The organism is Pseudomonas sp. NPDC099000 (assembly GCF_044759925.1).
Classification (GTDB): Bacteria; Pseudomonadota; Gammaproteobacteria; order Pseudomonadales; family Pseudomonadaceae; genus Aquipseudomonas.
The window spans coordinates 1-19,815 of the sequence record NZ_JBIWAF010000035.1 but is presented as its reverse complement, the minus strand read 5'-3'; the positions used below and the strand labels follow the sequence as shown (position 1 = coordinate 19,815).

Genomic DNA, 19,815 nt, shown 5'->3' with positions numbered 1-19,815 from the left:
GAATGATCAGTGTGGGGTCAGGAAATCCAGGGAGACTTGCGGATGATTTCGACGAAGTTCATCGGCTTGAACCCCGGCTCGCTGTCCACCAGCACATCCGCGTTTACCGTGCCGAACGTGGTGTCCGGTTTGTGTTTGAAGCCGTTGGCGAACGCACACAGGATGCATTCCTTGAACCCTTCTCCCCGTGGATGCGCATGCACCACTGCCTCACGTTGCACGGTGGGGAATGCGGCGTAATCGATACCCAGCACATCCATTTCCACACCGGCCGTGACCAATGCAACGTTAGGCCGCAAGTGTTGCGGTACACCTGGCGTGGTGTGCAAGGCAATCGACAGCCACACCTGCTCGATATCGCCATCCGACAAACCATAAGGCTTGAGGAACGCTTTGGCGGCGTTGGCGCTATCAACTTCGAAGCGCTCGTTGTCCGTGCGATGACCTTCCACCAGGCCCAGGTCATGGAACATGGCGCCGACGTAGAGCATTTCCGGATCGTAGGCCAACTGCTTGCGCTCACCGCTCAGGGCGCCGAACAGAAACACCCGGCGCGAGTGGTGGTAAAGCAAGTCGGACTCGGCGTCGCGAATGTATTCAGTGGTGGCCTTGGCCAACGCGCTGTCAGGGATTTTGATACCGGCAATGATGCTGCTCATGGTGCTTTCCTCGTGGGGAACGCCGTGGCGGCGCTGATGGAGCAAGTCTGTTCCGGCAGCCAAGACCGGACAATCGATCCATGGCTGCGATCCTTGCCAATGAGCATGCATATCGCGCCAACCTCGCTTGTTGCGCCCGGATTGGCTAAGTTTGCTCGGGGAGCAAGAGCTTTTGTGGTGAGGGGATTTTTGTGGCGAGGGGGCTTGCCCCGTTGGGCTGCGAAGCGGCCCCAAAAGACTGGGAGCGCTGCGCACTCCAACGGGGGCAAGCCCCCTCGCCACAAAGATGCATTTGCCACAGATTAGTGTTGGCCCTGATCCATTGAGAGCGATTCCTGCCATGAGTAAAACCGTTGCTATCGTGGTGTTCGCCGGCGTCCAGTCGCTGGACGTCACCGGTCCCATGGATGTGTTTTGCGAAGCCAATCGTTTCCTCGAGCCGCATGACCATTACCGGTTAGAGGTCATCGGCGTCGAACGCGGGATGATGGCGTGCTCCAACGGTTTGTCACTCAATGCCCATCGGCATTTCAGTGAAGCGCTGGACGCTTATGACTTGCTGCTGGTGGCCGGCGGGCCGCAGTTGCCGTTCCTGGATTTTGGCGCGGGCTTCGATGGCTGGTTGCGCGATGCCTGTGCGCGGGCGCAGCGGTTTGGCTCGATCTGCAACGGTGCGTTCATGCTGGCCCGGGCCGGCTTGCTTGATGGGCGAACTGTCACCACCCATTGGGACGATGCCGCGGCGTTGGCGACGCGGTGCCCGTCCACTCAGGTCGATGCCGATCGCCTGTACGTTCAGGACGGCGAACTCTTCACCTCGGCCGGGGTGACGGCGGGGATTGATTTGTCGTTGTACCTGTTGGCCCGGGACCACGGACCGGAAGTGGCGTTGAGCGTGGCCAAGCGGCTGGTGGTGTTCACCCAGCGCTCGGGCGGGCAATCGCAGTTCAGCCCGTTCCTCACGCCCCACGCCGAACCGACATCGGCGGTGGCGTTGGTGCAGCTCTACGTCCTGGCCAACCTTACCGGCGACCTGACCATTGCCGATCTGGCGAACGCCGCCAACATGAGCGCCCGTAACTTTTCCCGGGTGTTCGCCAAGGAAGCGAAAATCACCCCGGCGGAATTCGTCGAGCGGGCAAGGGTGGATGCGGCGCGGGTGCTGCTTGAAAGCACTCATTCGCCGCTCAAGACCGTGGCGTATCAGTGCGGGTTTCGCGACGCCCAGCATATGCGCACGGTGTTCAACCGCAGGCTGGGAGTGACGCCGCAGCAGTTCAGGCTGAATTTTGCGGCGATGGTTTGAGCCATGAATATGCGGTGTTCTTGCGGGCCTCTTCGCGGGCAAGCCTCGCTCCTACAGATGACTGCATACCCTGTAGGAGCGAGGCTTGCCCGCGAAGGCGTCAGCCCAGGCAACAAAAATCTACTGCGCAGCCCGCGCCGGCAAGAACTTCAACGTACTGCGCGTATTGGCCGTGACTTCTTCGTCATTGAAATGCGCCTCGTAGTAAATCCCTTCGACATACGCCTCAGCCTGATCGTCGTAGTGGCTGTCGAACGGCACGCCGCTCTGGCCGACCGGGTTGATGGTCAGGCTGTGGGCCGGGTCGGCAAAGTCCACCAGACGCCGGGTCGACGGGCCATAAGTCACCGGCCACGGCGCCGGGCCGATCTTGGCCGAGAGGTTGTTCGGCACTTCATGGGTGCCGGGCGCCGCGAACGGGCCGACGTTGAAGATTCGCTCCAGCGGCTTCTGCATGCCCAACGGATGGCCGTGGGTCAGGGTGTGCGCCTTGCCCCACTGCCAGTGCGCGAAATCAGCGCCAAGGGTGGTCTTGAGATGAGCGAGGCTCGCTTGCCAGGCCACCTTGACCGTGTCGGCGCGGGTTTCCTTGCCGAGGGTATTTCGGTTGTCCCACCACGGTGAGTCGGCAGATGCCGCCAGCCGTGGCAGCGCGGCGTCGATCACACGAGTCGAGAGCAGGGTTTCGAAAAAGTCATTGCCCAGCTCATCGTGCATCGTCGCGTCGGCCAGGTTGAACAGGAACTGGTTGAACAGCGTGGCGCTAGTGGAATCCAGCGGGTAATCGCCTTTCCATTGCGCCAGTTGCTCGACCAGTTTGAGTTCGGCGGGATCGCTCACCACTTCACGCAGTACCGGCAACAGCGGCGCCAACAGACGCGGTCCGTAGGCGGTGGTGGTGCCCAGTTGCAGCGTCTGGTTGGCCTCGTTGTCCCACTTCACGCTCTTGTCGCTGAGTTGACGATTGAGTTGCTGGCCGCGATCGGCGAGGTTGTAGTAACCGGGAATCTCCATGCCGGTCGGCGACACGGGCTGGAAGTTGGCCGAGACGATGTAGCCGCGCGCCGGGTTCTCTTCCTGCGGGTTGGCGCTGAACGGGTAGAAACCTTCCTTGTCCGCCTGGTTGGTGCTGCCGTCGAGGATGAAACCGGGCTTTACCCCGGCCGCGCGTTTGGGCAGCAGCGCCGAGGCCCACCAGCCGATGTCACCCTTGGCGTTGGCGTAGACGATGTTCAAGCCCGGCGCCTGAACCTTGGCCGATGCAGCGCGGGCCTTGGCCAGGGTGTCGGCGCGGTTGAGCTGATAGAAACCGTCGAGGATCGGGTTCGGCGTTTCAAGGAACGCCCACCACATGGCGACCGGCGTCTTGCCGGCGGCGGTGCCGAGTGCATCGTTGATGATCGGGCCGTGGGGCGACTGGCGCAGTGTCAGGGTGACCGGCGCCTGGCCCTTCACCGCGATCTGTTGCTCGGTGTTGACCATGTCGACCCATTTGCTGTGATACCAGACCTGGTTCGGGTTGTCCGGGTTGACCTTCTCGGCGATCAGGTCGAGGTCGTCGTTCTGGAACATCGTCAAGCTCCAGCCGAAATCCAGGTTGTGGCCGAGAAAGGCAAACGGCACCAGTGCCTGATGATGGCCGTAGAGCTCGAAGCCCGGCGCGGACAGTTGCGCCTCGTACCAAACCGACGGCACCGAGAAGCGAATGTGCGGGTCACCGGCCAGCAGTGGCTTGGTGCTTTTGCTACGACTACCGGAAATAACCCAGGCGTTGCTGCCTTCGAATTGCGGCAGGCCATTGTCGGCCAGGGCCTGTTCGCTCAGGCGGGCGAGGGCGTTCAGGTCTTTCCAGTCGCCGGCGGCGAGGGCGGGTCCTGGTGTGGAGCGCGATTTGGCCAGCACCCCTTTGGGCTGCCAGTCGAGTTCGAAGATGTTCAGGTAATCGGCACCCAGTTGATCGCGCACAAACGTCAGTAAAGGTTCGGTGCGAAATGCGGCGGCGAAACTGTAAGCCATGTAGCCGGCGACGCTGATGCTGTCTTCAGCAGTGAAAGGGCGCTTGTGGATGCCCAGCACGTCGAACTCCATGGGTGCCGCGTGAGTGTCCTGATATTGATTGATGCCATCCAGGTAGGCTTCCAGCGCCTTCCATGCCGGTGACTGACGATCCAGCGCAGCCACATAACTCTCGGCGCGTTCGCGGATGCGCAGGCTGCGGAACAGTTTGTCGGTGTCGACCAGTTTCGGTCCGAGGATTTCAGCCAACTCACCCCGGGCGAGGCGACGCATGGCTTCCATCTGGAACAAGCGGTCCTGGGCCTGCACATAGCCAAGGGTGCGGTAGAGGTCGGTTTCGTTTTCGGCGCGGATATGCGGCACGCCGCGCTCGTCGTAACGCACGGTCACCGAACCCTGAAGATGCTGCAACTCCACCTGGCCCTGGCGCGTCGGCTGCTTGATGTACACGTACCCGCCGACCCCGATGACGAGCGTGACGATCAGCAATACAAGTACGGTCAGGACGCGTTTCATGGTGACTCCTTGTTCTTCGGGATTGCCGCCCGTGCGGGCTGCAAACATGTAGCACAGACCTTCTGTGCCGGGCATCGCGGTCCTGGAAAAGTCAGAATTGCCTTACTTCAGTTCCTCCGGCCAAGGGCAGTAGCAACCGACCGCCAGCGTATGGGTGGCGCCCACTGCGCGACCTTCGCTGAGTGCTTGCAGGATGGGCTCGATAAAGCTGTTGTTCGAATTGCAGGTCAGGCCTTCGCTGTACGGGCCGAAATACGCCAGTTTGCCGCTGCGGTCCCAGATTGCCACCGCCGGGCTGGCGGGGATCTGTTCGGAACCCGGGAGTACGGTGATGGTTTTCAGGCTGCTCAAGGTGCTGGGCAACTGACCGTGGCTGCCGGGTTTTTGTACCGCGTAAAACTCCACGCCCTGCGGTACATACTGCTCGACCAGTTCGGTCAGGTGTTGTTGGTTGCCGACATTGCACGGGCAGGCCGGGTCCCAGAAATGCACCAGGCGGATGGCGCCGGGGCCGGCGAGTTCGTCGGGCAGGCGCAGCGGATCGCCGGAAAATACTGCGGTGTGCGAACTGAAGGCGCGCAAGTATCGCCCCTGAAACCAGTCATAGGCCGCCCACAAGACGCCGGCACACACGAGGGCGAGCAGGCTGGCAAGCAGTGTGGTGCGGTAGGCCGGACGCATGGGTTTCAATCCTCGAAGGTCGGCTAGCTTGCCATGCTTGCCGCGACAGATGAATATCGCAGGCCCATAAAGTCTGTTTAGCGCTCTGGAATAGCTCATGTCTGCCACTTTCGACCCCGATCATTTGCGCGCCAGCCTGCGGCCACTGGCCGAGTGGCAGCCGCTTTCGGTGGAGGCGCTGGCCTATCAGCGGTTTTACGGCCTGGATTTTCCGGGCCGAACGCAGCGCAGCGGGTTGGGGCGTTTCGAGGTCGATGGCTATGAAGTGGTCAGCCAGGTCTGGTGGCCTGAACAAGCGAAGGCGACGCTGTTTCTGTTCCACGGCTTCTATGACCACACCGGGCTCTACCGACATGTGATCGAGTGGGCGCTGGATCAGGGTTTTGCGGTGATCGCCTGCGACTTGCCGGGGCATGGTCTGTCCAGCGGCGAGCGGGCGAGCATCAAGGATTTCGCCGAGTATCAGCACACGCTGCAAGGGTTGTTTGCCGAGGCGCAGGCGCTCGACCTTCCACAGCCGTGGCACTTGTGCGGGCAGAGTACCGGCGGCGCGATCGTGATCGATCATGTGCTCAACCAGGGCGCGAACAGTCCGGCCCAAGGTCAGGTGATTTTGCTGTCACCGCTGGTTCGGCCGCGCGCCTGGGGCTGGTCGCAGCTCAGTTATTACCTGCTCAAGCCTTTCGTGAAAGCTATTGCCCGGCGCTTTAGCGAGAACTCCAACGACCCTGATTTCTTGCCGTTCCTGCAAGCCGATCCGTTGCAACCGCTGCGACTGCCAACGGCTTGGGTCGGTGCGTTGGCGCGGTGGATCAAGCGCATCGAGGCGGCACCGAACAGTCCACGGCGACCGCTGATTGTGCAGGGTCAGGCGGACATGACGGTGGATTGGGAGCATAACCTTGAGGTGTTGAAGGCCAAGTTTGATCGGCCGCAGGTATTGATGCTGCCGGACGCGCGGCATCATTTGGCGAATGAGACGGTGGCAATGCGGCGGGAGTATTTCGGGTTTTTGACCAAGCGAATAAAAGGTCGGAATCTTTAGTGACCGTTAGGGCCTCTTCGCGGGCAAGCCTCGCTCCTACAGGGGTATGCGGTTATCTGTAGGTGTAGGAGCGAGGCTTGCCCGCGAAGGCAATCTCAAAGGCGCTGAAGATTACTGACTGAGGTTCGACGTATCCTGCCCCACCGCCAACCCCGCCCGAATCGCCGCCAACGCCGCCTGGTAATACGCCTTGCCCTCTGTGGACTCGGCAAACGTGGCGAACTCTTCCAGTTCCTCATCCGACAAGTCGCGATAGACATACAGCAGCGTGTTGTTCAGATCAGCCCCGATCTGATCCATCAACCGCTGGCGCTGACCGTTCAACATTCCCTGAGCCTGACCACCACCGAGCAAACCGGGGATCATCGAACTCAGGCTGTCAGCCGCGACGCCGGCAATCGCCAGGCTGACTTCCGCGCCGGCCTCGCGAGCGGGCAGGGCCTGGGCCAGGTGGCCGATGATCAGCATGCGACTGTCACTGGCTTGAATCTTCGGAAGACCCTTGGCGTTTTTCGCCAGCTGATCGCGACGGGTCGCCAGCAGTTCGGCGGCGACGATTTTCTTGCCCAGGGGCGATTGAAAGAAGGTCAGTGCTGGTTTCGGATCGGCGAGGCTTTTGCGCAATTGCGCTTCGGCGCGCTGGTCCACGGCCTGGGGGGCGAAACGCTGATTGCTGTTCTTCACCAAGGCCTGAAACACCGCCGGTGGCAGGCTGCTCTGATAACGCTGCTGGGCGGCTGAGAGGGCGTCGTTAAAATGCGCGCGCTGATCTGGCCAACCGGCGACCTTGTACAACTGGTCGTGGCCGTCTGCCCAAGCGGGCAACACACAGAGCATCAGCAGTGAAAAAAGCAAACGGCGCATAGGGACTCCTGTCAGCAGGCGACTATTCTCCGTGCGGCTTCCGTACTTGTCGAGAATTCGTATCAGTAATCCGACAAATCCTCCGCCGCGCGGCTCTGTCGGATTTGCAGGGACAGGAATACTATGCGCGCCATGCAAATACCCTCTGATCACCCGCTGCTGTTACGTATCGTCGACGACCTGGCCGAGCGCGGCTGGTCGCAGCAGAATATTTTCCTGCCTCTAAGTCTGACCCGGGAACTGGCGGCTGAGTGCCGTAAACGTGCCGCCGAGGGCGACCTGGCCCCGGCGGCCGTGGGGCGCGGGCCGACGTCGGAGATTCGCGAGGGGATTCGCGGCGACCACATCCAGTGGATCGAGCCCGGTCAGGCCGTGGCGTGCGACAGTTATCTGGACTTGATGGACAGCCTGCGCGAGGCGATGAATCGCGGGCTCTTCCTGGGCCTGGAAGATTTCGAAAGCCATTTCGCGCTGTACCCGCCCGGGGCGTTTTACCTCAAGCATGTCGATCGTTTTCGTGATGATGACCGGCGCATGGTCTCGGCGGTGATCTACCTCAATGACGCCTGGCTGCCTGAGCACGGTGGCCAGTTGCGCATGTACCTGAAGGAAGGCGTCGAACACGATGTGGTGCCCACCGGCGGATGCCTGGTGGTGTTTCTGTCGGGCGAGGTGCCTCACGAAGTCCTTCCCGCGACCCGGGATCGTCTGTCATTGACGGGCTGGTTCCGGCGTCGTGGTAACGAGCCGTTCTGATCATGCAAAAGATTCTGGTAAGCCGCTGCCTGCTGGGCCACCGCGTCCGTTACGACGGCGGGGCGAGCGGGCCGTTCGATCAGCTTCAACAGTGGCTTGATGAAGGTCGGGTGGTGCCGCTGTGCCCAGAGGTTGCCGGTGGTTTGCCGACACCCAGGGCCGCGGCGGAAATTCCGGGCGGGCAGGGCGGTGCAGTGCTGGATGGCCACGCCTCTGTTATCACCACGGAGGGCGAGGACGTCAGTGCCGAGTTTCTGTCGGGGGCTTATCAGGCGTTGGAGTTGGTGCGAAAGCACGGCATTCGGGTTGCAGTGCTGAAGGCCAACAGCCCTTCGTGCGGGAATTTGCTGACGTATGACGGGAGCTTCAGCGGTGTGAAGGTCAGCGGTGAAGGTGTCACCGCTGCGTTGCTCAAGCGCCATGGTGTGCAAGTCTTCAGTGAGCTGGAGCTGGCCGAAGCGGCGGCAGCGTTAGCCACACAGGACTAACGCCCCACACAAAACCATTGTAGGAGTGAGCCTGCTCGCGATGAGGCCGTCCAGTCAACATTGATGTTGAATGTAAGGCCGCCATCGCGAGCAGGCTCACTCCTACAGTGTTGGTGGTCAGCCTGGGATCAGGGTTTGGGCGTCGCACTCGTATCCGCCCCAAACCACTTCTGCTCCAGCGCCCCCAGTCGCCCATCCGCCTTGATCCGCTTCAACGCAGCTTCCAGGCTGGCTTGAAAGGCCGGATTACCCTTCTGAAACGGAATCGCCAGGTCCGCAGCCGGGGCGGCTTTCGGCTTTTCTTCCGTCAGCGACTGCACCAGCAGGATCGAACGTGGCTCTTCTTCTTTCTGCGCGATCAATTGCGCATTGGTGTGAAGGTAAGGCTCGGTGAAGTCGAAACGATCTTTCAGTTCCGGGGTCATTGCTATGTGGTTGATGGCGATGTCGTATTTACCGGTTTCAACACCGGGCAACAGATCATTGGAATCAGTGACGACAAAGTCGGCCCGCACATCCAGCTCATTGGCCAGCAGTTGACCCAATTCGACTTCGAAACCGGTGAGTTTGCCGTCGTCCTTGAAGTTGAAGGGCGGTGTATTAGCCTCAAGAGCAATGCGCAATTCGCCACGGTCGAATACATCGTCAATCAGTTCGGCATGAGCCAAAGGGCTCAAAAGGGGTAGCAGGCAGATCAGGCCAGGCAAAAAACGCATGGTCACTCCTTTGAATTCATTATCGCGATGCGCTGGTTCAGGCTCGCTTTGCTATGGTTGTCGAGATCCTTCGACAACGAATGGCCGTGAAGTTGTCTCGGCCACGCGGATTTTACGGAAAAACTGGAGAAGAGAATGAAAACGTTTATGTCACGAGCAGCATTGGCTGGCCTATTGATGGGCGTTTCGGTGCTGGCCAGTGCTGCAACACCGGCCCCCAAAGGCGCCGAAGTGTCCATCGTTTCTCCTGAAGATGGTGCGACTGTCCCGCAAACTTTCAAAATCAAATTCGCTGTTGAGAACGTTGCGTTGGCGCCAGCGGGAGATACCACCAAGAATACTGGCCACCACCATTTGCTGGTCGATGCCAAGGATGTAGTGGCAGCAGGGGCGGTCATCCCGGCAGATGCCAATCACGTACATTTTGGCAAGGCGCAGACAGAAACCGAGCTGACGCTGACACCTGGCAAGCACACCTTGCAGTTGGAGTTGGGCGACATGAACCATATGGCCTTCGATCCACCGATCGTCTCCGAGAAGATCACCGTCAACGTTAAGTAACGTTAGTAGCGCCCATGAAAAAGGAGCCCCGAAGGGCTCCTTTTTTTGTCGCTCAAGTCACTCTCAGAACAACACGCGGCAACGAATGGTGCCGTTGATGTGCTGCAGCTTCTCTTGGGCCATTTCCGAGTACTCGGCGTCGACGTCGATCACCACGTAGCCGACTTTCTCGTTGGTCTGCAGGAACTGACCGGAGATGTTGATGCCGTTTTCGGCGAAGACCTTGTTGATCTCGCTCATCACGCCCGGAATGTTCTCGTGGATGTGCAGCAGGCGGTGCTTGCCAGGGTGAGCCGGCAGGGCCACTTCCGGGAAGTTCACGGACGATACCGAGGTACCGTTGTCGCTGTACTTGACCAGTTTCTCTGCCACTTCCAGACCGATATTGGCCTGCGCTTCAGCGGTGGAGCCGCCGATGTGCGGGGTCAGGATCACGTTGTCCAGGCCACGCAGCGGGCTTTCGAACTCTTCGTCGTTGGAGCGAGGCTCCACCGGGAATACGTCGATGGCCGCGCCGATCAGGTGCTTGTCCTTGATCGCGTCCGCCAGGGCTTGCAGTTCAACGACCGTGCCGCGAGCCGCGTTGATCAGGATGCCGCCCTTCTTGATGGCGCGGATTTCCTTCTCGCCGATCATCCACTGGGTCGCAGCGGTTTCCGGGACGTGCAGGGTGACGATGTCGGACATGCCCAGCAGCTCGGTCAGGTTGCCGACCTGAGTGGCGTTGCCCAATGGCAACTTGGTCACGGTGTCGTAGAAGTACACCTGCATGCCCAGGCCTTCCGCCAGGACCGACAATTGAGTGCCGATCGAGCCGTAACCGACAATGCCCAGCTTCTTGCCGCGGATCTCGAAGGAATTGGCAGCGCTCTTGATCCAGCCGCCACGGTGGCAGGAAGCGTTTTTCTCAGGAATGCCGCGCAACAACAGGATCGCTTCGGCCAGCACCAGCTCGGCTACGGAGCGAGTGTTGGAGTACGGGGCGTTGAACACCGCGATGCCGCGTTCGCGCGCCGCGTTCAGGTCGACCTGGTTGGTGCCGATGCAGAAACACCCTACAGCCACGAGCTTCTTCGCGTGATCGAAGATCTCTTCGGTCAGTTGAGTGCGGGAGCGAATGCCGATGAAGTGCGCATCAGCGATCTTTTCCTTCAGCTGGGCTTCCGGCAGAGAACCAGTGAGGTACTCGATGCTGGTGTAGCCCGCCGACTTGAGAACGTCGACAGCCGATTGGTGGACGCCTTCGAGAAGAAGGAACTTGATCTTGCTCTTATCGAGAGAAGTCTTGCTCATCTGCGTAAACCTGTATCCCGGAGAAAAATGGCAGGAAATGGTCAACAGATGCTGACCCGGACGGCAAGAATGCCGTCACCGCAGAATAGCCGTTGGGCACTACCCTGCGGGGTCGGTATGCTAGCATACGCACCCCGCTAAACACTCATTCCTGCGACGTGAAGCGTTCTCAGGATGACCATGAATTGTTCGAGAGTTCTGTCGATGACCAATCCTGCCCTGATTGAAGAGCTGAAGACCTTGGTTGAGCCTGGCAAGGTGCTGACCGATGCCGACTCCCTGAATGCTTATGGTAAGGATTGGACCAAGCATTTCGCCCCGGCCCCGACGGCCATCGTGTTTCCCAAGACCACCGAACAGGTCCAGGCCATTGTCCGCTGGGCTAATACGCACAAGGTGGCGCTGGTGCCATCCGGCGGTCGCACCGGTCTTTCCGCCGCTGCCGTGGCGGCCAATGGCGAAGTGGTCGTGTCGTTCGACTACATGAACCAGATTCTCGACGTGAACCTCACTGACCGCACCGCCGTTTGTCAGCCAGGCGTGGTCACCGAACACCTGCAAAACGTCGCCGAAGAAAAAGGCCTGTACTACCCGGTGGACTTCGCATCGGCCGGTTCCAGCCAGATTGGCGGCAATATCGGCACCAATGCCGGCGGGATCAAGGTGATTCGCTACGGCATGACCCGCAACTGGGTGGCCGGCATGAAGGTCGTCACCGGCAAGGGCGATCTGCTGGAACTGAACCGCGACCTGATCAAGAACGCCACTGGCTACGACCTGCGTCAGCTGTTCATCGGCGCCGAAGGCACCCTCGGTTTTGTGGTCGAAGCGACCATGCGCCTGGACCGTGCGCCGAAAAACCTCACCGCGATGGTCCTCGGCACAGCCGATTTCGACTCGATCATGCCGGTGCTGCACGCGTTCCAGAGCAAGCTCGACCTGACCGCCTTCGAATTCTTCTCCGACAAAGCCCTGGCCAAGGTCATGGCCCGCGGCGACGTGCCGGCGGCGTTCGAAACCGATTGCCCGTTCTACGCGCTGCTGGAATTCGAAGCGACCACCGAAGAAGTGGCCAACCACGCCCTTGAAACCTTCGAGCACTGCGTCGAGCAGGGCTGGGTGCTGGACGGCGTGATGAGCCAGAGCGAAACCCAGTTGCAGAACCTGTGGAAGCTGCGCGAATACATCTCCGAAACCATTTCCCACTGGACGCCGTACAAGAACGACATTTCGGTCACCGTGTCGAAAGTCCCGGCATTCCTGAAGGAAATCGACGCGATCGTCGGCGAACACTACCCGGATTTCGAAATCGTCTGGTTCGGCCACATCGGCGACGGCAACCTGCACTTGAACATCCTCAAGCCGGAAAACCTGAGCAAGGATGAGTTCTTCGCCAAGTGCGCGACCGTCAACAAGTGGGTGTTCGAAACCGTCGAGAAGTACAACGGCTCGATTTCCGCCGAACACGGCGTGGGCATGACCAAGCGTGATTACTTGACCTACAGCCGCTCGCCGGTTGAGATCGAGTACATGAAAGCCGTCAAGGCGGTGTTCGACCCGAACGGCATCATGAACCCGGGCAAAATCTTCGCTGTTTGACTTTTGAATTTAAGAGCTACGAAACAGGAGTCGGTAATGAGCTATCAGCACCAGTATGTCGACGGTACGCGTATTCACTTCCCGATTGGGAAAGTGGTGTGCATCGGCCGTAACTACGCCGAACACGCCAAGGAACTGGACAACCCGGTGCCTACAGAGCCGCTGCTGTTCATTAAACCGGGCAGTTGCGTCGTGCCGCTGGAAGGTGGTTTCAGCATTCCGACCGAACGTGGTTCGGTGCATTACGAAGCGGAGATCGCGGTGCTGATCGGCAAGCCGTTGTCGACCAAACCGAGCCGTGAAGAAGTGCTCGATGCGATCTCCGGCTTCGCTCCGGCCCTGGACCTGACGCTGCGTGACAAGCAGGCCGAGCTGAAATCCAAGGGCTTGCCTTGGGAAATCGCCAAGTCTTTCGACGGCGCGGCAGTGATTGCTCCGTTCGTGTCCGGCAGCACCTTTGCCGACCTGACCGACATCGGCATTCGCCTGACCATCAATGGCGCAGTTCGCCAGGATGGCAACAGCAGCGCCATGCTCAACCCGATTGTGCCGATGATCCAGCACATGGCCGGCTGCTTCTCGCTGCAGGCCGGTGACGTGATCCTGACCGGCACGCCGGTTGGCGTTGGCCCGCTGAATGTCGGTGATGAACTGGTGATCGAATTGCCGGGCGCCAGCAGCTTCACCAGCAGCGTGCGCTAACCCAAGCCAACTGATCGTTCCCACGCTCTGCGTGGGAATGCATCCCGTGACGCTCCGCGTCACACCCCGAAGCGGACGCGGAGCGTCCATGGCGGCATTCCCACGCAGAGCGTGGGAACGATCACTGTGCAGGGCAATCCCGCCATTTCCCGTTTTTTTCACATCTAGTCTGGATAATTCCGCGGATTCCGGCGTCTGAGCCGGTCCCAATTGTGCTATTACCCGTAGCCTGAATTTCTGGAACGCATCCTGAATGGCCACCCGACCGCTGCCCACCGTCAAAACTGCCCGCCGCTCGCGCTTCGTCATGCGTTGGTATTCCTGGCTTTTGTTGGTGGCCGTCGCCGCTTATGGCCTTGCCTTTGCGATGCATTGGGATGATCGCGGTGTGCTCTGGCTGCGTGAACGTTTTGACAGCCCGGCCGAGCGTCAGGAAAGCATCTGGCTGCCGGATTACCGCGCGGTGATCGACGCCAAGCTGCTGCCGGGCATGGAGAAGGACGAAGCGTCGGACCTGGCCTACGACCCGCAAACCAAAACCCTGTTTTCGGTCATGGGCAAAAACCCGTTCCTCGTTGAGCTGAGTTTGCAGGGCGACGTCTTGCGTAAGATGCCGCTGGTGGGCTGGAGCAACCCGGAAGGCGTGACCGTGATGGGTAACGGTTTGCTGGCCATCGTCGATGAGCGTGAGCACATGCTCTCCATCGTCAAGGTCGATGCCAACACTCGCGAGCTGAACATGGCCAACTTCCCGAAATACGACCTCGGCCCTTCGAAAGACCAGAACAAGGCCTTCGAAGCCATCGTCTATGACCCGCGCAATCAGCAAATCCTCTTGGGTGAGGAGCGTCCGCCGGCGCTGTTCAGCTGGAAAAGCGACGGCAGCCCGACCCTCAAGGGCGACAAGCAAAAGCTCGCCAATGACGAACTGGATATCCGCAACCTGTCGGGGCTGGCCATCGACCCGCGCACGGGCCACACTCTGGTGCTGTCTGCCGACTCCCACTTGTTGCTGGAGCTGGACGAGAAGGGCGAACAGGTCAGCTTCATGACCTTGCTGGGCGGCTTCAACGGCCTGAAGAAGACCATTCCGCGTGCCGAAGGCGTGACCATGGACGAGGCGGGTACGCTGTACATGGTGAGTGAGCCGAACCTGTTCTACCGTTTCGAAAAGCAGCAATAAGCGCCCCCGAATCCAGCAATTGTGGTCCAAGGCAACTGGCCATTAAGCTTGAATTCATACAGGCGTGATATTTCATCCGCCTGTTTCTGTTTCCGAGCTCGCCTGAATGCGCCGACTTGCCCGTCCCAAACCCCTTGTTTTGATCCTGACAGTGATTGCACTGATCGCGCTGATTGCGGTCGGCCAATACATGCGTCTGTTCGAGCGCGCCTGGTTCAACCTGCACACCCTCTGGCAACCGCTCAGCAGCGAGTCCATCGGCCTGGATCATTACCGGGTGGAGATCGAGGCCCGGGTCATTGACGGGCTGAATGACGATGTGTCGGCGCTGACCTTCGATCCGGTGCGCAAAAGCCTGTTTACCGTCACCAACAAAAACTCCGAGCTGATCGAGCTGTCGCTGGACGGTCGGATCATTCGACGCATTTCGCTGATCGGCTTCGGTGACCCGGAAGCAGTGGAGTTCATCAGCGCCGACACTTACGTGATTACCGACGAACGCCAGCAGCGGCTGATCAAGATTCACCTGGAAAAGGACACGACGTTCCTCGACGCGGCGGACGCCGAGCAGATGACCCTCGGCGTGCACATGAGCGGCAACAAGGGTTTCGAAGGCCTGGCTTACGATTCGGTGGGCAAGCGCCTGTTTGTCGCCAAGGAGCGCGACCCGATGCTGATCTACGAAGTGCAGGGCTTCCCGCATTACAACCCGGAGAAATCCTACGCGGTGCACGTGGTCAACAACCCCAAGCGCGATGCCGGGATGTTCGTGCGCGACCTGTCGAGCCTGCAATACGACGAGCGCAGCGGCCATTTGCTGGCGCTGTCCGACGAGTCGCGGCTGATTCTGGAACTGGATGTGGACGGGCGACCGCTGAGCACCATGTCTCTGAGCAAGGGGCGCCAGGGGTTGCAAAAGACCGTGCCGCAAGCGGAAGGCATCGCCATGGATGACGACGGCACGATATACCTCGTCAGCGAACCCAACCTGTTCTACGTCTTCAAAAAACCACCGCAGCCCTAAAGCCACACCCCAAATCCAATTGTAGGAGCGAAGCTTGCTCGCGAAGAGGCCCTGACATTCAACATATTATGTCGACTGTCAGGGCCTCTTCGCGAGCAAGCTTCGCTCCTACGGGGCGGCGAACAATCAGGCCTTGAGGGTTTTGACGCCTTCGCTGGTACCCAACAGCAGCAAATCCGCCGGACGCGCCGCGAACAAACCGTTGGTGACCACACCCACAATCGCGTTGATCTGCGTCTCCAGCTCCACCGGGTTGGTGATCTGCATGTTGAACACGTCGAGGATGATGTTGCCGTTGTCGGTCAGCACGCCTTCGCGGTAGACCGGGTCGCCGCCGAGCTTCACCAGCTCGCGGGCCACGTGGCTGCGAGCCATCGGGATCACTTCCACCGGCAGCGGGAACGCACCGAGCACCGGCACCAGTTTGCTGGCGTCGGCGATGCAGATGAAGGTCTTGGCCACGGCCGCCACAATCTTCTCGCGGGTCAGGGCTGCGCCGCCGCCCTTGATCAGGTTCAGGTGCTCGTCGCTTTCATCGGCGCCGTCGACATAGAACTCCAGGTCGCTGACAGTGTTCAGCTCATACACCGGAATGCCGTGGCCCTTGAGGCGGGCAGCGGTGGCTTCGGAACTGGCGACCGCGCCGTCGAACGCGCCTTTGTGCTTGGCCAGTGCGTCGATGAAGCAGTTGGCGGTGGAGCCGGTGCCGACCCCGACGATGCTCTTGTCGTCGAGTTTCGGGAGGATGAAGTCGACGGCGGCCTGAGCCACTGCCTGTTTGAGTTGATCCTGGGTCATGCGGGCTCCGAGGTGCCGAAGGAGGGAACGAAAGGCCGGCATTATAGGCTTCGGGGCAGGGAAGGTCATTGCCCGATTGGCAGGCTGTGACCGTTACCGGCACCCCCAACCGTGACCGTGACCCGTAGGAGCGAGGCTTGCCCGCGAAGAGGTCGTTACATGCAGCGTAAATGTTGGCAGTCAGATCGCTTTCGCGGGCAAGCCTCGCTCCTACAAGTGTGGTCGTCTGGCCGAAAGCCGGGTTAGACTCCTTGGCCCTGCCCAACCCGCTCAGTGATGCTTTCCGATGCTCGAACAGTACGTCAAAAAGATCCTCACCTCGCGCGTTTATGACGTTGCCGTAGAAACCCCATTGCAGACTGCCCGCCAGCTCTCCGAGCGGCTGGGCAATTCCATTTGGCTCAAGCGCGAAGACTTGCAGCCGGTGTTCTCGTTCAAGATTCGCGGCGCCTACAACAAACTGACCCAACTGAGCGATGAAGAGCGCGCTCGCGGCGTGGTCACCGCCTCGGCGGGTAACCACGCGCAGGGCCTGGCCCTGGCGGCGAAAGTGCTGGGCGTGAAAGCCACCATCGTCATGCCCAAGACCACCCCGGAAATCAAGGTCGAAGGCGTGCGTTCGCGTGGCGGCAAAGTGGTGCTGCACGGGGATTCGTTCCCGGAAGCCCTGGCCTACTCGCTGAAACTGGTCGACGAAAAAGGCTACGTCTACATTCACCCCTACGACGATCCCCACACCATTGCCGGGCAGGGCACCGTGGCGATGGAGATTCTGCGCCAGCACCCCGGGCGTCTGGATGCGATCTTCGTTCCGGTGGGCGGCGGCGGGCTGATCGCCGGGATCGCGGCGTATGTGAAATACCTGCGCCCGGAAATCAAGATCATCGGCGTCGAGCCGGACGATTCCAACTGCCTGCAAGCAGCCATGGCGGCCGGCGAGCGCGTGGTGCTGCCGACCGTGGGCCTGTTCGCCGATGGCGTCGCGGTGGCGCAGATCGGTCAGCACACGTTCGACATCTGCAAAGACTACGTCGATGAAGTCATCACCGTCAGCACCGACGAGATCTGCGCGGCGATCAAGGACATCTACGACGATACCCGCTCGATCACCGAACCTGCCGGCGCTCTGGGCGTGGCCGGGATCAAGAAGTACGTCGAGCAACGCGGCGTCACCGGGCATACCTTCGTGGCCATCGATTCCGGCGCCAACGTCAACTTCGACCGCCTGCGCCACGTTGCCGAGCGCGCCGAGCTGGGCGAGGGTCGTGAAGCCATCATCGCTGTGACCATCCCCGAGAAACCGGGCAGCTTCAAGGCATTCTGCGAAGCCATCGGCAAGCGCCAGATCACCGAATTCAATTACCGCTACAACACCGGCAGCGAAGCGCACATTTTCGTGGGCGTGCAGACGCATCCGGAAACCGACCCGCGCAGTGCGCTGATCGCCAGCCTCGGCGAACAGGGTTTTCCGGTGCTGGACCTGACTGACAACGAATTGGCCAAGCTGCACATCCGCCACATGGTGGGCGGTCGTGCGGCCCATGTGGTCGATGAAGTGATTCTGCGCTTCGAATTTCCGGAGCGTCCGGGCGCGCTGTTCAACTTCCTCAACAAGCTCGGCGGGCGCTGGAATATCTCGATGTTTCACTACCGCAACCACGGCGCGGCGGATGGCCGTGTGGTCGCGGGGCTGCAAGTGCCTCACGATGAACGTCATCTGGTCCCTGCGGCGCTTGAAGAAATCGGCTACCCGTACTGGGATGAAAGTGACAACCCGGCCTATCAATTGTTTCTTGGTTGAGCGGCTACGCTGATGGCCAGGCCATAAGGAAATCGAACAATGGAAACGTTAACCGCCCTGAAAGTGGCGCACACCGCGACGACGGCAATATTGTTGGGCTGTGCACTGGGCCTGGGGATATGGGTTTGGCAAAAGCGGCGTAAGGGCGATGCGACTGCTGCGGCACGCACGCTGCAGCGGCCGCGAGTGTTTGTCTGGCTGCTGATGGGCCTGGCGCTGCTGAGCATGCCGTTTACCGGCTGGTGGATGGTGCATCTGGTGGGCTGGCCGTTGGGGCAGACGTGGTTGCTGGCGTCGAGTGTGCTTTACACCCTGGCGGCACTGGGGTGGTTCTGGTTGCTGGTGCGGCTTAACAAGTTGCGCACTGCACCGGGAGGCAGCGGTAAGTTCACCTTTGCCCTCGCGCTGTTCAGCTTCGTCTGCTTTATCGCCATTGCCGGGTTGATGGGTGCCAAGCCTGTTTAAGGCTTGAAACCGAGGCGACCCCAATCGCGGGCAAGCCCGCTCCCACAAGGTTTTGCTGAGTGGCATAGATATCAGTCACACCAGAGATCCCTGTGGGAGCGGGCTTGCCCGCGATGGCGTCGTCAGTCGCGCAACGACATCACCGGCCAGCCACGCTTCTCGGCCTCGGCCCGCAGATTCGGATCAGGGTCGACCGCCACCGGATTCGCCACTTGCTCAAGCAGTGGCAAATCATTCATCGAATCGCTGTAGAAATAGCTGTCTTCCAGCGAATGCCCTGTCTCTTCCAGCCAACGATTCAACCGCGTGACCTTGCCCTCACGGAAGCAAGGAACATCGGTGCTGCGCCCGGTATACCGGCCATCAACCATCTCGCATTCAGTGGCGATCAGGGTTTCAACGCCCAGACGCTGGGCAATCGGCCCGGTGACGAAGCGGTTGGTGGCGGTAATGATCACCAGTTTGTCGCCGGCTTCACGGTGCTTGGCCAGTAACTCGATAGCCTTGGGCAGCACGATCGGCTCAATGCAATCGCGCATGTAATCCAGGTGCCATTGATCCAGCGTGGCCATCTCGGTGCGGCCGAGGACTTCCAGGCAGAAGTTCAGGTAGGCATCGTTATCCAGCTTGCCGGCCAGGTAATCCTGATAGAACTCGTCGTTGCGTGCCTTGTAGGCGACGGCGTCGAGGAAACCGCGCTCGCACAGGTAATCGCCCCAGGCGTGGTCACTGTCGCCGCCCAAAAGCGTGTTGTCCAAGTCGAATAAAGCCAGCCGCATTGCAGTTACTCGCTGAAAAGTCTGTAGAAAGGCCTCCAGAATACGGACTTTTCACAAGAGTGCACATAAGGTAGGTCGGCTCGTTGCTGCCTTCACAACCTTTGTGGAACAATGCGGCGACATGCGTTTGCGAGGTTGTTGCCGTGATCGACCCCGATGGTTTCCGCCCCAATGTCGGGATCATTCTCACGAATGATGCCGGACAGGTGCTATGGGCTCGCCGTATCAATCAAGATGCCTGGCAGTTTCCACAGGGCGGGATCAACCCCCAGGAGACGCCGGAAGACGCCTTGTACCGCGAGTTGAACGAAGAAGTGGGTCTTGAGCGCGAAGATGTTGAAATTCTCGCCTGCACCCGGGGCTGGTTGCGCTATCGTTTGCCGCAACGTCTGGTCAGGACACACAGCCAACCGCTGTGCATCGGCCAGAAACAGAAATGGTTTCTCCTGCGCCTGATCTCCAACGAGCAGCGGGTGCGGATGGATTTTACATGTTATCGGTAGTTCGTTGTGTTGGGATTGTTTTTTTTTTTTTTTGTTTTTGGCGTTGTTGTGAGTTTCATT

Annotated in this window: 19 protein-coding genes and 1 pseudogene; 12 read left to right on the top strand and 8 right to left on the bottom strand. The window is 60.1% G+C overall.

Annotation, left to right across the window (positions count from 1 at the left end; all coding sequences use genetic code 11):
- Window positions 1-17: 17 nt before the first annotated feature.
- Window positions 18-659: an HD domain-containing protein gene (locus ACIQV9_RS26025; RefSeq protein WP_403107589.1), complete on the bottom strand. Its 642-nt coding sequence runs from the start codon at window positions 657-659 to the stop codon at window positions 18-20.
- Window positions 660-999: 340 nt separating this feature from the next.
- Here ACIQV9_RS26025 and ACIQV9_RS26020 point away from each other — a divergent pair, with 340 nt between their 5' ends.
- Window positions 1,000-1,965, top strand: a complete 966-nt coding sequence (locus ACIQV9_RS26020) for a GlxA family transcriptional regulator (protein WP_403107587.1) — start codon at window positions 1,000-1,002, stop codon at window positions 1,963-1,965.
- A gap of 120 nt (window positions 1,966-2,085) precedes the next feature.
- Here the strand turns inward: ACIQV9_RS26020 and ACIQV9_RS26015 are convergent, their stop codons facing one another.
- Together ACIQV9_RS26015 and ACIQV9_RS26010 are read right to left on the bottom strand one after the other, a co-directional pair.
- The gene (locus ACIQV9_RS26015; RefSeq protein ID WP_403107585.1) at window positions 2,086-4,497 is read right to left on the bottom strand and encodes a penicillin acylase family protein; all 2,412 of its coding nucleotides are present in this window, start codon (window positions 4,495-4,497) and stop codon (window positions 2,086-2,088) included.
- Window positions 4,498-4,599: 102 nt separating this feature from the next.
- Window positions 4,600-5,178, bottom strand: a complete 579-nt coding sequence (locus tag ACIQV9_RS26010; protein WP_403107583.1) for a DUF6436 domain-containing protein — start codon at window positions 5,176-5,178, stop codon at window positions 4,600-4,602.
- Window positions 5,179-5,275: 97 nt separating this feature from the next.
- Here ACIQV9_RS26010 and ACIQV9_RS26005 point away from each other — a divergent pair, with 97 nt between their 5' ends.
- A complete protein-coding gene (locus ACIQV9_RS26005; protein WP_403107581.1) occupies window positions 5,276-6,223 on the top strand; it encodes an alpha/beta hydrolase in 948 nt (315 codons plus the stop codon).
- A 111-nt stretch (window positions 6,224-6,334) separates the two neighbouring features.
- On the opposite strand, the gene ACIQV9_RS26000 is transcribed toward ACIQV9_RS26005, so the two are convergent.
- A complete protein-coding gene (locus ACIQV9_RS26000) occupies window positions 6,335-7,087 on the bottom strand; it encodes a DUF2059 domain-containing protein (protein ID WP_403107579.1) in 753 nt (250 codons plus the stop codon).
- Between the two features lie 123 nt (window positions 7,088-7,210).
- Here ACIQV9_RS26000 and ACIQV9_RS25995 point away from each other — a divergent pair, with 123 nt between their 5' ends.
- Together ACIQV9_RS25995 and ACIQV9_RS25990 are read left to right on the top strand one after the other, a co-directional pair.
- Window positions 7,211-7,843 carry a 2OG-Fe(II) oxygenase gene (locus ACIQV9_RS25995; protein WP_403107577.1) on the top strand — a complete coding sequence of 211 codons (633 nt, stop codon included), beginning with the start codon at window positions 7,211-7,213 and terminating at the stop codon, window positions 7,841-7,843.
- Between the two features lie 2 nt (window positions 7,844-7,845).
- Window positions 7,846-8,331 carry a DUF523 domain-containing protein gene (locus ACIQV9_RS25990; RefSeq protein WP_403107575.1) on the top strand — a complete coding sequence of 162 codons (486 nt, stop codon included), beginning with the start codon at window positions 7,846-7,848 and terminating at the stop codon, window positions 8,329-8,331.
- 128 nt (window positions 8,332-8,459) lie between these two features.
- Here ACIQV9_RS25990 and ACIQV9_RS25985 read toward each other — a convergent pair whose 3' ends face one another.
- Entirely contained in the window at window positions 8,460-9,047 is a 588-nt protein-coding gene (locus tag ACIQV9_RS25985) for a transporter substrate-binding domain-containing protein (protein WP_403107573.1), read from the bottom strand.
- Window positions 9,048-9,182: 135 nt separating this feature from the next.
- Between ACIQV9_RS25985 and ACIQV9_RS25980 the strand changes: the two genes are divergently transcribed.
- A complete protein-coding gene (locus tag ACIQV9_RS25980; RefSeq protein ID WP_403107571.1) occupies window positions 9,183-9,608 on the top strand; it encodes a DUF4399 domain-containing protein in 426 nt (141 codons plus the stop codon).
- 63 nt (window positions 9,609-9,671) lie between these two features.
- Here the strand turns inward: ACIQV9_RS25980 and serA are convergent, their stop codons facing one another.
- Window positions 9,672-10,901, bottom strand: a complete 1,230-nt coding sequence (gene serA, locus ACIQV9_RS25975) for a phosphoglycerate dehydrogenase (RefSeq protein ID WP_129440240.1) — start codon at window positions 10,899-10,901, stop codon at window positions 9,672-9,674.
- Between the two features lie 204 nt (window positions 10,902-11,105).
- On the opposite strand from serA, the gene ACIQV9_RS25970 reads away from it, so the two are divergent.
- The 4 genes from ACIQV9_RS25970 (at window position 11,106) to ACIQV9_RS25955 (ending at window position 15,409) form a co-directional block, all read left to right on the top strand.
- On the top strand, window positions 11,106-12,500 hold the full coding sequence (locus ACIQV9_RS25970) for an FAD-binding oxidoreductase (protein ID WP_403107569.1): 1,395 nt from the start codon (window positions 11,106-11,108) through the stop codon (window positions 12,498-12,500).
- Window positions 12,501-12,536: 36 nt separating this feature from the next.
- Window positions 12,537-13,202, top strand: a complete 666-nt coding sequence (locus tag ACIQV9_RS25965) for a fumarylacetoacetate hydrolase family protein (RefSeq protein WP_403107567.1) — start codon at window positions 12,537-12,539, stop codon at window positions 13,200-13,202.
- 253 nt (window positions 13,203-13,455) lie between these two features.
- The gene (locus tag ACIQV9_RS25960; protein ID WP_403107565.1) at window positions 13,456-14,385 is read left to right on the top strand and encodes an SdiA-regulated domain-containing protein; all 930 of its coding nucleotides are present in this window, start codon (window positions 13,456-13,458) and stop codon (window positions 14,383-14,385) included.
- 106 nt (window positions 14,386-14,491) lie between these two features.
- The gene (locus tag ACIQV9_RS25955; protein ID WP_403107563.1) at window positions 14,492-15,409 is read left to right on the top strand and encodes an SdiA-regulated domain-containing protein; all 918 of its coding nucleotides are present in this window, start codon (window positions 14,492-14,494) and stop codon (window positions 15,407-15,409) included.
- Window positions 15,410-15,535: 126 nt separating this feature from the next.
- Here the strand turns inward: ACIQV9_RS25955 and rpiA are convergent, their stop codons facing one another.
- Complete coding sequence (gene rpiA / locus ACIQV9_RS25950) at window positions 15,536-16,207, bottom strand: ribose-5-phosphate isomerase RpiA (protein WP_102595075.1); 672 nt, start codon at window positions 16,205-16,207, stop codon at window positions 15,536-15,538.
- 286 nt (window positions 16,208-16,493) lie between these two features.
- On the opposite strand from rpiA, the gene ilvA reads away from it, so the two are divergent.
- The gene (gene ilvA, locus ACIQV9_RS25945; RefSeq protein ID WP_403107561.1) at window positions 16,494-18,008 is read left to right on the top strand and encodes a threonine ammonia-lyase, biosynthetic; all 1,515 of its coding nucleotides are present in this window, start codon (window positions 16,494-16,496) and stop codon (window positions 18,006-18,008) included.
- A 39-nt stretch (window positions 18,009-18,047) separates the two neighbouring features.
- Window positions 18,048-18,473, top strand: coding sequence for a DUF2269 domain-containing protein (locus ACIQV9_RS25940; RefSeq protein WP_403107559.1), 426 nt, complete (start codon window positions 18,048-18,050; stop codon window positions 18,471-18,473).
- A 122-nt stretch (window positions 18,474-18,595) separates the two neighbouring features.
- Here the strand turns inward: ACIQV9_RS25940 and ACIQV9_RS25935 are convergent, their stop codons facing one another.
- Window positions 18,596-19,252, bottom strand: coding sequence for an HAD family hydrolase (locus ACIQV9_RS25935; protein ID WP_403107557.1), 657 nt, complete (start codon window positions 19,250-19,252; stop codon window positions 18,596-18,598).
- A 143-nt stretch (window positions 19,253-19,395) separates the two neighbouring features.
- Between ACIQV9_RS25935 and ACIQV9_RS25930 the strand changes: the two are divergent.
- Window positions 19,396-19,743 (top strand): annotated as a pseudogene (locus tag ACIQV9_RS25930) (RNA pyrophosphohydrolase); the annotation flags it as partial.
- Window positions 19,744-19,815: the final 72 nt, after the last annotated feature.

What these genes read in the sequence shown, in the direction of transcription:
- ACIQV9_RS26025 (WP_403107589.1), bottom strand. Translation starts at nt 659, where the DNA reads ATGAGCAGCATCATTGCCGGTATCAAAATCCCTGACAGCGCGTTGGCC.
- ACIQV9_RS26020 (WP_403107587.1), top strand. Translation starts at nt 1,000, where the DNA reads ATGAGTAAAACCGTTGCTATCGTGGTGTTCGCCGGCGTCCAGTCGCTG.
- ACIQV9_RS26015 (WP_403107585.1), bottom strand. Translation starts at nt 4,497, where the DNA reads ATGAAACGCGTCCTGACCGTACTTGTATTGCTGATCGTCACGCTCGTC.
- ACIQV9_RS26010 (WP_403107583.1), bottom strand. Translation starts at nt 5,178, where the DNA reads ATGCGTCCGGCCTACCGCACCACACTGCTTGCCAGCCTGCTCGCCCTC.
- ACIQV9_RS26005 (WP_403107581.1), top strand. Translation starts at nt 5,276, where the DNA reads ATGTCTGCCACTTTCGACCCCGATCATTTGCGCGCCAGCCTGCGGCCA.
- ACIQV9_RS26000 (WP_403107579.1), bottom strand. Translation starts at nt 7,087, where the DNA reads ATGCGCCGTTTGCTTTTTTCACTGCTGATGCTCTGTGTGTTGCCCGCT.
- ACIQV9_RS25995 (WP_403107577.1), top strand. Translation starts at nt 7,211, where the DNA reads ATGCGCGCCATGCAAATACCCTCTGATCACCCGCTGCTGTTACGTATC.
- ACIQV9_RS25990 (WP_403107575.1), top strand. Translation starts at nt 7,846, where the DNA reads ATGCAAAAGATTCTGGTAAGCCGCTGCCTGCTGGGCCACCGCGTCCGT.
- ACIQV9_RS25985 (WP_403107573.1), bottom strand. Translation starts at nt 9,047, where the DNA reads ATGCGTTTTTTGCCTGGCCTGATCTGCCTGCTACCCCTTTTGAGCCCT.
- ACIQV9_RS25980 (WP_403107571.1), top strand. Translation starts at nt 9,183, where the DNA reads ATGAAAACGTTTATGTCACGAGCAGCATTGGCTGGCCTATTGATGGGC.
- serA (WP_129440240.1), bottom strand. Translation starts at nt 10,901, where the DNA reads ATGAGCAAGACTTCTCTCGATAAGAGCAAGATCAAGTTCCTTCTTCTC.
- ACIQV9_RS25970 (WP_403107569.1), top strand. Translation starts at nt 11,106, where the DNA reads ATGACCAATCCTGCCCTGATTGAAGAGCTGAAGACCTTGGTTGAGCCT.
- ACIQV9_RS25965 (WP_403107567.1), top strand. Translation starts at nt 12,537, where the DNA reads ATGAGCTATCAGCACCAGTATGTCGACGGTACGCGTATTCACTTCCCG.
- ACIQV9_RS25960 (WP_403107565.1), top strand. Translation starts at nt 13,456, where the DNA reads ATGGCCACCCGACCGCTGCCCACCGTCAAAACTGCCCGCCGCTCGCGC.
- ACIQV9_RS25955 (WP_403107563.1), top strand. Translation starts at nt 14,492, where the DNA reads ATGCGCCGACTTGCCCGTCCCAAACCCCTTGTTTTGATCCTGACAGTG.
- rpiA (WP_102595075.1), bottom strand. Translation starts at nt 16,207, where the DNA reads ATGACCCAGGATCAACTCAAACAGGCAGTGGCTCAGGCCGCCGTCGAC.
- ilvA (WP_403107561.1), top strand. Translation starts at nt 16,494, where the DNA reads ATGCTCGAACAGTACGTCAAAAAGATCCTCACCTCGCGCGTTTATGAC.
- ACIQV9_RS25940 (WP_403107559.1), top strand. Translation starts at nt 18,048, where the DNA reads ATGGAAACGTTAACCGCCCTGAAAGTGGCGCACACCGCGACGACGGCA.
- ACIQV9_RS25935 (WP_403107557.1), bottom strand. Translation starts at nt 19,252, where the DNA reads ATGCGGCTGGCTTTATTCGACTTGGACAACACGCTTTTGGGCGGCGAC.